Here is a 13,682-nt window from a genome sequence, read left to right on the forward strand (position 1 = left end):
ACCTTTCGGGTCCACCGTTCAGGGCGAGGAAGCGCATATGACGACTGTTGCCGAGGTTATCGTGAAAACACTCGAAGCGGCGGGCGTGCGCCGTTGCTACGGTATCCCGGGCGACACGCTCAACCATGTCACCGATGCGATCCGCACCAGTGGCATCCGCTGGGTCCATGTGCGCCACGAAGAGGCTGCCGGCTTTGCCGCCGGGGCCGAGGCCATGCTGACGGGCGAACTGGCCGCATGCGCCGGGTCGTGCGGGCCCGGCAGCCTGCATTTCATCAATGGCCTGTTCGAATCGCACCGCAACCGCGCGCCGGTAGTCCTGATCGCCAGTCAGATCATCCGCGATGAACTGGGGTTCGATTTCCCACAGGAAGTGGATTTCAAGGCGGTCTATGCCTCCTGCAGCGTCTTCTGCGAGGAAATCCGCACGCCTGCACAGGCCCGGCGAATGACGGCCATGGCCGCGCAGGCCGCATTGGCGAAGCGCGGTGTCGCCGTGCTGATCGTCCCGGCGGACGTGTCGAGCGCCAAGGCTCCGCCCGAGCCCGATTTCGCCGTCCACCGTGCGCAGCCGGTGGTGCGCCCCTCCGATGCGGAACTCGACAGTTTGGCAAGTGCTCTCAACGGCGGCAAGAAGGTGGCGATCTATGGCGGCTCGGGCTGCGAGCATGCGCATGACGCGGTCGTGGCGCTGGCGGCGCGGCTGCGCGCGCCGGTAGCCCGGACCTCGCGCGCCAAAGACTTTCTTGAGTATGACAACCCTTACGATGTCGGCATGACCGGGATATTCGGCAGCGAGTCCGGCTATCACGCGCTGATGGCCTGCGACGTACTGCTGTTGCTCGGCTGCGACTTCGCATGGCGGCAGTTTTATCCCGAAAAGGCAATCATTCTACAGGTCGACCTGGACGGTTCCCATCTGGGTCGCCGCCATCCGGTCGACATCGGCGTCGTCGGCGATATCGCGCCAACCCTCGAAGCCCTGCTGCCAAGGATAGTCCAGCGCGAGGACCAGGCCTTCCTCGACGAATGCCTCAAGCACCATCGCAAGGCCGAGGCCGCGCAGGCCAAGCATGATACAGTCGGCAAGGGCGGCGCAATCCATCCGCAATACCTGACGGAGACGATTTCGCGCCATGCCGCGCCGGATGCGATCTTCACGGCGGACGGCGGCTCGCCGATGGTCTGGTGTCTGAGGCATATCGCTGCGACCGGGCGCAATCGCACCGTCGTCAGCCTTAGCCATGGCACGATGGCCAATGCGATGCCTCAGGCGCTAGGGGCGAAAGCCGCTTTTCCCGATCGGCAGGCTATCTCTCTTTCGGGCGATGGCGGGATCGCGATGCTGCTTGGCGACCTGCTGACGGCCGTGCAGGAAAAGCTACCGATTAAGGTCGTCGTCTATAACAACGGCGCGCTGGACTTCGTGGAGATCGAGCAGAAGGTCGAAGGCCTGCTGGATACCTACACCGACCTCGTCAATCCCGATTTTGCGCGCGTGGCCGAGGCAGTAGGCTTCCGTGCGCAGCGTGTCGAAAAGGCCGAGGACCTTGATGCGGCAGTACAGGCGTGGCTGGCCGAGCCGGGGCCGGCGCTGCTCGATGTCGTAACCGACAGGTTCGAACTGGTGATGCCGCCCAGCGTGAAGCCGGGCCAGGTTGCCGGCATGGCGCTTTATTCCGCCAAGGCGGTGCTGGGTGGGCGCGGCGGCGACGTGCTCGGCATGATGCGGAACCTGCTGTCATGAAAGCGCGCGCAACTGTCGCCGACGCCTTGCTGCGGGATCAGCCCCTTGCTCGCAACTGCCTTCTGCTGACCGGCCTTGTGGGAATGGTGGCTGCCGCATGGGCAGGTTTCAGCCATCCGCGCGCCTGGTGGCTGCTTGTGCTTTTCGTCCCGTTGCTGATCGTCGCGCTCGTCGACCTTTTCCAGACGCAGCATTCGCTGCGCCGCAACTATCCGGTATCGGCCCGTTTCCGCTGGTTCTTCGAATGGCTGCGCCCGTTCCTGCGCTCCTACATCGTGGAGAGCGATCTGGATGGACGGCCTTTCAATCACGACGAGCGCGCGCTGGTATATGCGCGCGCCAAGGGCGATGTCTCCACCCACCCGTTCGGCACCGAACTCGACGTCTATTCCGAAGAATACGAATGGCTCGCGCATTCGATCGCCCCTTCGCGCAATGCCGAGAAATATACCCGTGTGGCCGTGGGTACGGATCAATGCAGCAAGCCTTATCAGGCCGCCCGCCTGAACATCTCGGCGATGAGCTTCGGAGCCCTCGGCGCCAATGCGATCGAGGCGCTCAATCTGGGTGCGAAGATCGGCGGGTTCTATCACGACACGGGGGAGGGCGGCCTGTCGCCCTATCACCTGAAACATGGGGGCGATGTCGTCTGGGAAATCGGGTCGGGCTATTTCGGATGCCGCGACAAACAAGGCAATTTCGATCCTGCGCACTTCAGGGACCGCGCCGTCAACGAAGCTGTGGTGATGACCGAGATTAAGCTGAGTCAGGGCGCAAAGCCTGGGCACGGCGGCCTGCTGCCCGGCTCGAAGGTGACGGAGGAAATCGCCAGGATACGCGACATTCCCCAAGGCGAAGACTGTCTCTCGCCGCCCTACCACACGGCGTTTTCCACCCCGCGCCAACTACTGGAATTCGCGGCGCAGATGCGCGAGCTATCCGGCGGCAAGCCAGTCGGCATCAAGCTGTGCGTAGGCTATCCCCATGAACTGTTCGCGGTCGTCAAGGCGATGTGCGAAACCGGCATTCTTGTCGATTTCATCGTCATCGACGGTGCGGAAGGCGGCACCGGCGCCGCGCCGACCGAACTGTCCGACCGGGTGGGCATGCCGCTGCGCGAAGGGCTGATCATGGCGCGCAATGCGCTGGTGGGCACGAACCTCAAGGGCAAGGTAAAGCTGGCCGCATCGGGCAAGGTCAATTCTGGCGCGGCGATCGCGATGAACGCCGCTCTGGGCGCCGACTGGTGCAATGCAGCGCGCCCTTTCATGTTCTCGCTTGGGTGCGTGCAGTCTATGCGCTGCCACACCGATACTTGCCCCACCGGCGTCGCGACCCAGTCGGCCGCCCGTCAGCGCGGCCTCGTCGTGCCCGAGAAAGCCGAGCGGGTTGCGCGCTTCCAAAAGGCGACGCTCGACGCGCTGCATGACATAGTCGTCGCCTGCGGCCTTGAATCGCCCGACGGATTTACGCCGGATGGCCTGCGCCAGCGGGTCAACGCGGCGGAAATGCGCTCGATCGACGAGGTCTATCCCTTTGTCGAACCGGGCGAACTGATCGATGGAGCCCGCGACGCACGCCTTGCCGCGTGGTGGCGTGCGGCGGATCCGGAAAGCTTCACGAGACGCGCGTGACGGGTCTGCCCAAACTGCTCTGGCGACGCCACAAATGGGCAAGCGGGGGTGTCGCAGTACTCCTTGGCTTCGCGATCGCGATCAGCCTCACTTCGCCGCCCGGGCTTCTCAGCTTTCTCGATGCCATTATGGGCGGCGGCATCGGCGCCGAGAAATCCGGCAGCGGTATTGCGTTCGGAGCGCATGGTCAGAAACTCGACGTCTGGAGGCCTGCCCGCACGGATGGCCGGCCCCTGCCTGTCCTGATATTCTGGTATGGCGGGGGCTGGGTAAAGGGATCGCGCGGAACCTATGCATTTGCCGCGAGAGCCTATGCCCGGCAGGGGTTCGTCGTGGTCATGCCCGATTACCGTAAGGTGCCGAAAGTCCACTTTCCGGCCTTTCTCGTCGATGGTGCCCAGGCGGTGCAATGGACGCGTGATCATGTGCGGGACTTCGGCGGAGATCCCGGCCGTATCGCAGTCACGGGACATTCTGCAGGCGCATATACAGTTGCCATGCTGACGCTCGACCCTGAATGGCTCCGCGCAGAAGGGGTGGCGCCGGGCACGATCAAGGCTGCGGTAGGCCTTTGCGGCCCCTACGACTTCTACCCTTTCACTGCCAGGCGCGCGATCGATGCCATGAAGGGCGCGGCGGATCCACGCCTTACACAACCGATCCGGTTTGCGCGTGCTGACGCACCGCCCATGCTGCTCGTCTCTGCTGGAAACGATGTCGAGGTTGGCGCCCATAACGCCGACAATCTGACCGCGCGATTGCACGCTCTAGGAGGGCGTGCCGTGCATATCGACTATTCTGGGTTGAGCCATGAGGATGTTGCGATGGCCCTTTCCATCCCGTTCAGGAACAAAGCCTCGGTTCTTGCGGACAGCGTGGAATTCCTGCGCGAGGCTATGAATGTTCAATCAGGATCGCGCTGATCACCGCAAGGTATGGCCATGCAAGCGGACGCCTGGCGTCGCTCGCATGGCGAAGGGAGCAGAAGTCAGCGATTGGGTATGTGGGCTCCGAGGTGGCGTCCGGCGATGTAGCCGAAGGTCATGCCCGGGCCCAATGTTCCGCCGGCGCCGCCATATACGTCGCCCAGCACTGCGGCCATGGCGTTGCCTGCTGCGTAAAGGCCCGGGATCGGGTTTCCGCTCCAGTCCACCACCTGGGCATCGGCGTTCGTCTTCGGGCCCCCTGCGGTGCCCAGGGCGCCGGCTTCCATCTTGACCGCGAAGTAGGGGCCCTGATCGATTGCGCCAAGCGTGCGGTACGGGGCTTCGAAAGCGGTGTCGCCCCACATATAGAAATTGTCGTAGGTATTGTCGCCGCGGTTGAAGTCGTCGTCATGGCCGTTGCGGACCATTTCATTGAACCGCGTTACGGTGCCCTTCAGGCCTGCAGGGTTGATCCCGGCCATGTCAGCCAGCTCTTCCAATGTGTCGGCCTGCATCATGAAGGACGGGACAGGCCCGCCCGGCGGCGTGTTGAAGGTGTGATACTTGTTCCTGTAGCGCTGATCGATGATCAGCCAGTAGGGCAGGTTGGCGTAGGCATGGTTCCCGGCGTCGAAGGCGTGCAGGGATTTGCCCAGGGCATTGTAATTGGCCGCCTCGTTCACGAACCGCTTGCCGGTGCGGTTGACCAGGATCGCGCCGGGACGCGCGCGCTCGTCCGAGCCCAGCAGGTAGTTGGGTTTGGCGTCGCGGTGCTGCGGCTTGAATTCCAGCACGCTTTGCATCCAGAAGGCGTTCTGCATATTGCCCAGCTGAGCGCCAGCCTCGATCGCCATCAGCAGGCCGTCACCTTCGTTCTCCGGCACGCTGACCGGGCCGGTGAGGGGGCCGCGAAGGAAGGTCTTTACCAGCGTTTCGTTCCATTCGAAGCCGCCGGTGGCGATGACCACGCCGCGCTTTGCGCGCACGTAGACGTCTCGTCCGTTCGCGTCTTCGGCAACGACGCCAATCACGCGGTCGCCGTCCTTGATCAGCTTGCGCGCGCGCTTTTCAAATTCCACAGGAATGTCGCGGTCCAGCACCGCCTTGTAGAGGGAGCCGGCAAGGGCCTGTCCCAAGCCCCGGTAATCGCCCGCCTCGCGCTCGGCCAAAGTGGCCTCGTCGAGCGTCCCGGTGATCGCTTCCATAAGGCTGCCCCGCAGCGGATACGCCATCTTGCTGGGGTTCACCCGGGTCGACCACTTGCCGAGCCGCTCGAAGGAGAACGCTTCGTTGTCCAGCGAGCGTCCGCCGTCGGCCTTGGCGCCCGGCACGTAGGGCTGGTAGTCGGGAAAGTCGATGAAGGCCTGGAAGCGAACCGGGGTCTTGTCCGCGAGATAGCGGATCATTTCCGGGCCGCTTTCCATGAAGGCCATGAGGGTGTCGGGGTCAAGATCGCCGGGAGCCAGGGAATCGAGGTAAGTCACGATGTCCTCATCTGACTCCTCGATCCCGGCTTCGAGCTGATGATGGTTGCCCGGAACCCAGAGCATGCCGCCGGACATGGCGGTCGTGCCGCCGACCATTCCGGTCTTTTCCAGGATGACCACATCCTTCGCGCCGAAATCATAGGCGGAAATCGCTGCCGTCATGGCCGCCCCGCCAGACCCGAGAACGACGACGTCGGCCTCGAGATCCCACTTGTGCTCTTCAGTCATCTTCCATCTCCGATTCATTCCTGCGTGACAGGCTTTGGTGTTCGAATGCCCCCTCCTACCGCAGGTTGAAAACTATCCTTTTGATTGCACCGGAGAACGTGCTGTCGGCCACGGTGTAGTCGTTATTGACGGCGGTTATGGTGTCCATTCCGACGTCGAAACCTTCGGTATGGGACATCCAGCCCCGGACCGTGCGCTCGACACGGCCACTGCCGACGGGCTTGCCGTCGATGCTGAGGGTCAGCGTCCCGCCCGATCCCGGCTTGGGCATGTCCGCAAGGAACGCGGCTGTCAGCGTGTGCGGACCTGCCGGAACGGCGCTGTCGGCGCGGATGGTGAACTGGTCCGTGCCCACCGCGTTGTAGTGGAACACGGGCTTGCCGTCCTTGAGGTAGAAGGCATAGCCGCCGAAGCGGCCGCCTTGGGTCACCAGCACGCCCTTGCTGCCGGCGCCTACTTCGACATCGGCGTCGATCGTGAAGGACTTGCCGATCGTGTGCGGCGCCGCATCCTCGTTGAGGTGGCTGAGGGGCGCGCGGTACACGAAGCTGGTGCGATTGCCCGCCATGGTTGGACGCCCTTCGGCACCTTCGCTGTAATCGTGGATCGGCAGGATGTGGTTGGCCGCCGCTTCCTTCCAGAACAGGTCCTGCATTTCCTTCAGCTTGGCCGGGTTGGCAACGGACAGATCCTTGGCGGTGGTGAAGTCCTTGTCGAGGTTGAACAGCGTCCATTTGCGGTTCTCTGGACCGACGCCGAGCTTGCGATCCTCGCCGACGCCCACTTCCCAGGCCATGCGCTTTGGCAGCGTGCCGGCCATCCATCCATCGTGATAGATGCCGAAGTTCTCCATCATCTCGAAGACCTGGGTATGGCGCTGTGACGGGGCCTTGGGGGCGGTGAAGCTATAGGCCAGGCTGATGCCGTCGAGAGGTTGCTGCTTGACGCCCTGCAACGTCTCGGGGGCCTTGACGCCGGTGGCTTCGAGGATAGTCGGGGCGATGTCGCTGACATGGGCGTACTGGGTGCGGAAGGTGCCGCCGTCCTTGATCCGTGCGGGCCACGAGATGACCATGCCGTTGCGCACGCCGCCTGCCTGCGAAGCGATCTGCTTCCACCACGGGTAAGGGCTGTTCATCGCCCAGGCCCAGGGTGCGGGGAAGTGGTTGTAAACGTTCGGGCCACCGATATCGTCGTAATGCGACGCGAGTTCCGCGAAGGTTTCCTTGTGTCCGGTGATTGCCGACTGTTCGAAAGCGAGACCTTGCAGCCCGCCTTCGGCGCTGGCCCCATTGTCGCCCTCGATGAAGACGATCATCGTGTTATCGTACTGGCCGCTGTCGCGCAGGGCCTGGATTACGCGGCCGGTCTCATGATCGGAATAGGCGACGGTTGCCGCATAGGCCTCCATCAGGCGGGCGTAGACCTTCTTGTGCTCGGCATCGAGGGTATCCCAGGCGGGCAGCGAATCCGGGCGCGGCGAGAGCAGGGAGTCCCTGGGAATCAGGCCCATGGCTTTCTGGCGCTTGAACGATTCCTCGCGCACCTTGTCCCAGCCAGCGTCGAACTTGCCCTTATACTTGTCGAGCCACTCCTGCGGAGCCTGGTGCGGCGTATGTGCGGCGCCGGGGGCGTAGTACATGAAGAACGGCTTGTCCGGCGCGCTGGCGGCCTGGCGCTGCAGCCACCCGATGGCGTGGTTCGCGATGTCCTTCTCGAAGTGGTAGGTCGGATCGGCGGGCTGCTCCACCGGCCCCTCATTCTCGACGAGGTTCGGGTTCCACAGCGAGGTATCGGCCGAAAGGAAGCCGTAGAAATACTCGAAGCCCAGCCCGGTGGGCCAGCGGTCGAAAGGCCCTGCGGGGCTCATTTCCCAGTCGGGCGTCAGGTGGCTCTTGCCCAGCATCGCGGTGTTGTAACCGCCGTCCTTGAGCATCTGCGCGATGGTTGCGGCGCTCTTGGGGATGGCGGTGGTGTAGCCGTCATAGCCAGTGGGCAGGTTGGTGACATTGCCCATGTTGACGTTGTGCGGTTCGCGCCCGGTCAGCAGCGAAGCGCGCGTGGGCGAGCACAGGGCAGTGGTGTTGAAGCGGCTGTAGCGCAGGCCCTGCATGGCCACGGCGTCGAAGGTGGGTGTGGCCACCGGACCGCCGAATGCGCTGGTGACGCCGTAGCCGACGTCGTCGGTCATGATTACCAGCACGTTGGGCGCACCCTTGGGCGCCGTCGGCTGGCCCGGCCAACTGGGAGCGTGCGTGGTCTCGACCGTCCTGCCCACGGTGTCCGCGCCTACGGCCTGCGCAAAGCCGGGCGAGGCGCATACCAGGGTAGAGGTGGCAAGCAATGCCGCGCAGAGCCGCGTCGACCGTCGTTTGCGGGGGCTGGTCATGATCGTGTCCTTCTTGTCTTCGGACCTCCCGTTGAAAAAGGGGGGGTCTCCGCTTGCCGGCATGGGCCGGGGCGGAGACCCTCAAGGGGAGGATTCTGGGGGGAACTTCCGAGCCTGCTACCTCAGTAGCGGAACGTTACCTGGGCCTGGACCGTGCGAGGCAGGCTGGCGAAGCCGATCTGGTCGGCCACCACGCCCGAAAGCGTGCCGGTGCCCGAACCCGTGTTCGGCGCATCGGTGCCGCCCACCGCATACCAGCGGTTGGTCAGGTTCTTGCCGATGATCTGGAGTTGCCAGCGGTCCTCGGGGCTGGTGAACGAGATCGAGCCGTCCAGCGAGATGTAGCGGTTCTGTTTCGTGAACGGATTGCCGAAAGCGGAGGCAAGGTAGCTGCCGCTGTAACGGGCATCGAGGCCGATGTTGAACTTCGATCCGTTGTTCAGACGCGCCTCGTAGGAAGCGCCGAGGTTACCCGTCCAGTTGGGCGCCATGGCGGTAGGCTGTCCGGCGAGATTCTGGCGGTTGGCCACAGTGTCGGTCGCAGGATTGAAAGCCCGCGAGCTGTCCGTGGCTGCCACGTAGACGAGGTTGCAGCCTTGTCCGCGCGTCTGGCCAGCCCAGCACGGCGCGCCCGGTGCATCGCCGTACCGTGCATGGTTGTAGTTGACGCTGCCGCGCAGGTTGAACCCGTCGAGGGCGCGCGGGGCGATCTCGAATTCGAATTCGATGCCCTTGGTACGCGCAGAGCCTGCGTTGATCGTGCTGAAGGCGAAGATGTCCGAGCGGAAGAAGTCGAGCTGCAGATTGCTGTACTTGTAGTTGTATGCGGTCAGGTTGAGGCGCAGCTGGCGGTCAAGCCAGGTGGTCTTGATGCCCGCTTCGAAGCCCTTGGCCTTCTCCGGCTCGAACTTGAAGTCGGCAAGGCCTGCGCTGGGGCTGTAGATGCCCGAGTTCGAGAAGCCGCCCGACTTGTACGCGGTCTTGTAGGCGCCGTAGACGGTGATGTCGCGGGTCGGCTTCCAGGTGACGGTGCCCTCGGGCGACCAGTTCTCGAAGTCCTGGTTCGAGCGAAGCGTTACCCCCGGCAGGAAGATGCCCTGCGCCACGCGGATCGGGTGCGAATACGGCTGCAGGAAGTAGCTGTCCTTGCTTTCCGAGGTGTAACGCACGCCGCCGGCGATTTCGACGTTGTCGATCGGCCGAACGATGAACTGGCCGAACATCGCGAAGGTCTGGCCCTTGGTCTGCGAGTCCTTTGAATTGGCGAGGTAGCGGCGGAAGTCCGGCGTTGCTGCGCTGTTCTCCAGCCCGCCCGAAACCGTCCATGCCTTGTAGTCGCGCATCGTCGACTGGTAGTATCCGCCGACCATCGCATCCCAGAAGCCGCCCAGATTGGTCTGTGCGCGCACTTCCTGCGAGAATGCGTGGAATGTGGAATGTTCGGTCGCGAAAACACCCGGTGCGCCCGAGCGCGAGATACTGTCGCCGTCGAACTGGAAGTTGTTGCGGTTCCAGTTGTAGTTCGTGACCGACGAGATCGTCAGGTCATCCATCGCCCACGTCAGAGCCAGGTTCGTGGCCCAGGCCTTGTACTGGTTGCCCTGAGCGCCGCTTGAATTGGCGTAAGGCTGGGTTGCTGCGATATCGAGCGGGGTGCGGTTCGCCGACGAGGCAAAGCGGTGGCCGCAGGCGATCGCAGGGTTGGTGGCTGAAACGCCGGTGGGGCAATAGTACATGACCGAGCCGGCACCCGGATTGTTGGTCTCGTTGATGCCATAGTTTCCCTTCAACACGGCCGTGAAGGTATCGGTAGGCTCCCATTTCAAAGTGCCGCGGATGTAGGCTTCCTTGCCGCGTCCATCGCCGGCCGCTTCCGACGTATGCGCGGTGGGCGTCACGACCTGGGCGGTCGAAGTACGATCGAGCGTCGGATAGGTCTGGGTTGTGCCGATCTGCTTGTAGTAGCCGTCGAACTGCTTGCTGGCGCGCGCGGCCACGCGGATGCCGAGGGTATCGCTCAACGGAGTGGAGACGATGGCTTCGCCGTAAACCTGCTTGGCAGTGAATTCATACCCGGCGCGGGCGATGATCTCCAGCTTGTCGCCGGGATCGGCGGTGGTGATCGAGACGACGCCGGCCGTCGCGTTTTTGCCGAAGAAGAGCGCCTGCGGACCCTTGAGGATTTCCAGGCGGCCCAGGTCGAAGAAGCCTTCGTTGATCGTGCGGCCCTGCCCATAATAGGCGCCGTCGACGATCACCGCGACCGATTGCTCAAGCCCGATCGAGGTGGTGTTCGAACCGATGCCGCGCAAGACCAGCGTGGCGCCCGAGCCCGATGGGGTACGGCCGATTGAAAACGAAGGAGTCATTGCTGCAACGCGCTCGAGGTTGCTGAGATCGTACTGTTGCATCCGTTCGGCGCTGATCGCGACAACCGAGACGGGGACGTCCTGCGTGGTCTCCTGGCGTTTGCGGGCAGTGACGATGATGTCGCCGATGCCACCACTGTCGGCTTGCTGCGCCTGCGCTTCCTGAGCCAGCACGGCGGGCGTATGGCCCAGGCCGATTCCTGCCGTGGCGGCCAGAAGCATGGAACGGAACATCGCGTAATGGCGCACGGGCGCAGCCCTGCTCTGTCGAGGCATGTCATCTTCTCCCGGTTATTCTTCTAGGCCACCCCTGTTGTGCGGCCAGTGATTAAAACATATGCGTTAATAGGAATAACGCACCTGTTTTAATTGACAGGCTGAGCGACAATCCGTTCCTTGTAACGCAGGTGCCTGAGACGATATGAAGAGACTGTGCGAAAGGAGAGGCCAGTGCTGCGCGAACTGGAATTCGCTCGCGGGTCGTGTACGGACCGCAAGGTGACCGAACCTCCCCGACAGTTCGCCGACGAGACGAAGCTGCGCATCATTGCTGCTGCCGAATCGCTCTATTCCCAGAACTCTATCGAAAGTGTGTCTTTCCGCGAGATCGCGCTGGCTGCGGGCAACAAGAACACCAATGCGGTGCAGTACCACTTCGGCAACCGCGAGACACTGGTGCAGGCGATCTTCGCCTGGCGTGTGTGGCAGATGGAGCCGGTACGCGGCGTAGCTCTCGATGCGGCGGAGAAAGCGGGAAAGCCCCTGAGCCTGCCGACCCTGATGCGTATCCTGTGTGAGCCGATTCTCGATCTGACCGACGATCAGGGGCGGCACACTTACGCAGCGTTCATGAGCAAGTACCTGCTTTTGCAGCGCCCGGCCGGCACGCTTCACGCTGCCGATACCCGGCCCGACCTCAGCACGAATCTGCGCCGTATCCTGGACCAGGTCAACGAACTGGTCGCGGCGGAAGACCTTTATTTAGGCGATTATCGCGTCGCTCTGTCCTATCTTGTGGTGATCAACACGCTGGTGCTGTCGGACAACGAGGGCCTGCCAAAGCATGATCCCGCACGATTTCGCAAACGTTTCGATATCTCGCTGGACATGGCCGTCGCTGCGCTGGAGCGCAGTTGCAATACATGATGGCCTAGCCCTGTTGTCAGGAGACAGGCCCTGCATGGATGTCGATGGAAGAGGGTAACAGGCCGGGCTCACCCCGCCGATCTGGTAGAGGCATACAAGCATGACACAAAACGCTCGCAATCGCCTGGACGGCAAAGTCGCCATCGTCACGGGTGCCGGCATGGGCATGGGCGCTGCGACGGCGCGCGTCTTTGCAGGTTACGGCGCGAAAGTGATCGTCTCGGACATTAATGCGCAGGCAGGCGAGGCAACCGTTGCCTCCATCGTTGCAGCAGGTGGTGACGCGCGCTTTATCCTTTGCGATGTGGGCGAGGAAACGCAGGTTCGCGACCTCGTAGCTGGGACAGTGGCAGCATTCGGCCGGCTCGACTGTGCCGTGAACAATGCCGCAATCACCCCGGATAGCCTGCCCATTGCCGAGGCCGACATGGACGTATGGGACCGGGTAATCCGCATCGACCTGCGCGCCGTGATGCTCTGCATGAAGCACCAGATTCGCCAGTTCCTTGCGCAAGGCGGCAGCGGGGCTATCGTCAACGTCGGCTCGGTCAGTTCGGTGCGGCCGCAGCCCGGAAACTCTGCCTATGTTGCTGCCAAGCACGGTGTGATCGGTCTGACCAAGACCGGGAGCCTTGAATATGCCCCGCACGGAATACGCGTGAATGCCGTACTGCCCGGCGCGATCGATACCCCGATGCTGCGCGGTGCCCTGGAATTGAGCGGTCATACCGAAGCCGAATTCGCTCCGGCCCTGAGCCTGCTCGGCCGTTTCGGCAGGCCCGAGGAAGTGGCTGAGGCAAGCGCATGGCTGTGTTCCGATGCCGCAAGTTACGTGACGGGGCATAGCTTGGCGGCCGAGGCGGGCTATCTCACTCGATAGTCTGAATTGACATGCATATGACGCGGTCGCTGGCGGGAAAGTTAGGCATTGCCCATTCAAAGGCACGAGGGAGGCGCCGCGTCATGGCATAAAGAGGCTCTGCCTTTGTCGGGTGGAAGAGTGCCTCCAGATAAGCGGCCCACAACGCTTGTCGCCAGCGCTATTGCGCTGCGCCTTTCATCTGGGTGTAAGCCACATTACGCGCGTCCGGATCCAGCGACAAGAGGTACTGGCTTGCGTCCTTGTAGGTCAGGAATGGTCTACCGTCAGCGATGATGGGAACGGTGCGACCATTGTAGATTCGGCAGAGCAGGCGCCTTTGCGGTCTGCTGAGTGATGGGCTGTCTTCTTCCGTCATGGCTGGTTTTGGTCCCGGGAAGTTCAATAAGCAAGTTGGATGATGGCCTCCGGTATCCAATGCATGCCTTTCCCGTCCCCGATCCATTTCGCCCAAGGCGATCAATGGCCTTCACAAACTGAGATGAGCCATCGCAGGGCGGGGGTTATCCTCATTCGAGGCCGCCATACTTAGCCGGCACACTTTGTTAAACCGATGAGGTGACGAGCCTCATGGGCGGTGCGTACCGGCTGATAGAGCGAGCTAAGCGGTGTTGATAAGTTTCTCGAATTTAGGGTTTGACCGAATCGCGGGTGGCTCTTAGAGGGCTGTTCACCGCAGCGGACCATCTGGTTGTTGTTGTGGTCGCCGACATTGGACGGGCATCTGGCTCTCTCCCTAATCGCAAGACGCGGGGGATGAGTGGTTGTCCGGGTTTTTTGTCTGGTTGTGCTTTTTGACATTGTAGGTTTTTGATGAAGGGACATGTGGGCGACGGCGCCTGCTCCCGGGGCTTCAGGGCTCGGGGTGGCAGTATT

At 62.8% G+C, this 13,682-nt stretch carries 8 protein-coding genes; 5 read left to right on the top strand and 3 right to left on the bottom strand.

Features of this window, described 5'->3' with window-relative positions:
- Positions 1-37: 37 nt before the first annotated feature.
- The 3 genes from GVL61_RS19195 to GVL61_RS19205 are packed head-to-tail and all read left to right on the top strand — an operon-like array spanning position 38 to position 4,304.
- Complete coding sequence (locus GVL61_RS19195) at positions 38-1,747, top strand: thiamine pyrophosphate-dependent enzyme (RefSeq protein ID WP_159982261.1); 1,710 nt, start codon at positions 38-40, stop codon at positions 1,745-1,747.
- Positions 1,744-3,381: an FMN-binding glutamate synthase family protein gene (locus tag GVL61_RS19200; protein WP_159982262.1), complete on the top strand. Its 1,638-nt coding sequence runs from the start codon at positions 1,744-1,746 to the stop codon at positions 3,379-3,381. The genes GVL61_RS19195 and GVL61_RS19200 overlap by 4 nt, the downstream gene beginning before the upstream one ends.
- Positions 3,378-4,304, top strand: a complete 927-nt coding sequence (locus tag GVL61_RS19205; RefSeq protein ID WP_235037801.1) for an alpha/beta hydrolase — start codon at positions 3,378-3,380, stop codon at positions 4,302-4,304. Before GVL61_RS19200 ends, GVL61_RS19205 begins: the two co-directional genes overlap by 4 nt.
- Positions 4,305-4,369: 65 nt before the next feature.
- On the opposite strand, the gene GVL61_RS19210 is transcribed toward GVL61_RS19205, so the two are convergent.
- The 3 genes from GVL61_RS19210 to GVL61_RS19220 all read right to left on the bottom strand — a co-directional run bounded on the left by GVL61_RS19210 (position 4,370) and on the right by GVL61_RS19220 (position 11,056).
- On the bottom strand, positions 4,370-6,022 hold the full coding sequence (locus tag GVL61_RS19210) for an FAD-binding protein (RefSeq protein ID WP_159982263.1): 1,653 nt from the start codon (positions 6,020-6,022) through the stop codon (positions 4,370-4,372).
- A gap of 55 nt (positions 6,023-6,077) precedes the next feature.
- Positions 6,078-8,411, bottom strand: coding sequence for an arylsulfatase (locus GVL61_RS19215; RefSeq protein WP_159982264.1), 2,334 nt, complete (start codon positions 8,409-8,411; stop codon positions 6,078-6,080).
- A gap of 122 nt (positions 8,412-8,533) precedes the next feature.
- A complete protein-coding gene (locus GVL61_RS19220) occupies positions 8,534-11,056 on the bottom strand; it encodes a TonB-dependent receptor (protein ID WP_200844858.1) in 2,523 nt (840 codons plus the stop codon).
- A gap of 222 nt (positions 11,057-11,278) precedes the next feature.
- Between GVL61_RS19220 and GVL61_RS19225 the strand changes: the two genes are divergently transcribed.
- A complete protein-coding gene (locus GVL61_RS19225; RefSeq protein WP_159982265.1) occupies positions 11,279-11,926 on the top strand; it encodes a TetR/AcrR family transcriptional regulator in 648 nt (215 codons plus the stop codon).
- A gap of 100 nt (positions 11,927-12,026) precedes the next feature.
- Positions 12,027-12,806 carry an SDR family NAD(P)-dependent oxidoreductase gene (locus GVL61_RS19230; protein ID WP_159982266.1) on the top strand — a complete coding sequence of 260 codons (780 nt, stop codon included), beginning with the start codon at positions 12,027-12,029 and terminating at the stop codon, positions 12,804-12,806.
- The last annotated feature ends 876 nt before the right edge of the window (positions 12,807-13,682 follow it).

This window comes from Novosphingobium sp. 18050, from assembly GCF_902706195.1.
Taxonomy (GTDB): Bacteria; Pseudomonadota; Alphaproteobacteria; order Sphingomonadales; family Sphingomonadaceae; genus Novosphingobium.

What these genes read in the sequence shown, in the direction of transcription:
- GVL61_RS19195 (WP_159982261.1), top strand. Translation starts at nt 38, where the DNA reads ATGACGACTGTTGCCGAGGTTATCGTGAAAACACTCGAAGCGGCGGGC.
- GVL61_RS19210 (WP_159982263.1), bottom strand. Translation starts at nt 6,022, where the DNA reads ATGACTGAAGAGCACAAGTGGGATCTCGAGGCCGACGTCGTCGTTCTC.
- GVL61_RS19215 (WP_159982264.1), bottom strand. Translation starts at nt 8,411, where the DNA reads ATGACCAGCCCCCGCAAACGACGGTCGACGCGGCTCTGCGCGGCATTG.
- GVL61_RS19200 (WP_159982262.1), top strand. Translation starts at nt 1,744, where the DNA reads ATGAAAGCGCGCGCAACTGTCGCCGACGCCTTGCTGCGGGATCAGCCC.
- GVL61_RS19230 (WP_159982266.1), top strand. Translation starts at nt 12,027, where the DNA reads ATGACACAAAACGCTCGCAATCGCCTGGACGGCAAAGTCGCCATCGTC.
- GVL61_RS19220 (WP_200844858.1), bottom strand. Translation starts at nt 11,056, where the DNA reads ATGCCTCGACAGAGCAGGGCTGCGCCCGTGCGCCATTACGCGATGTTC.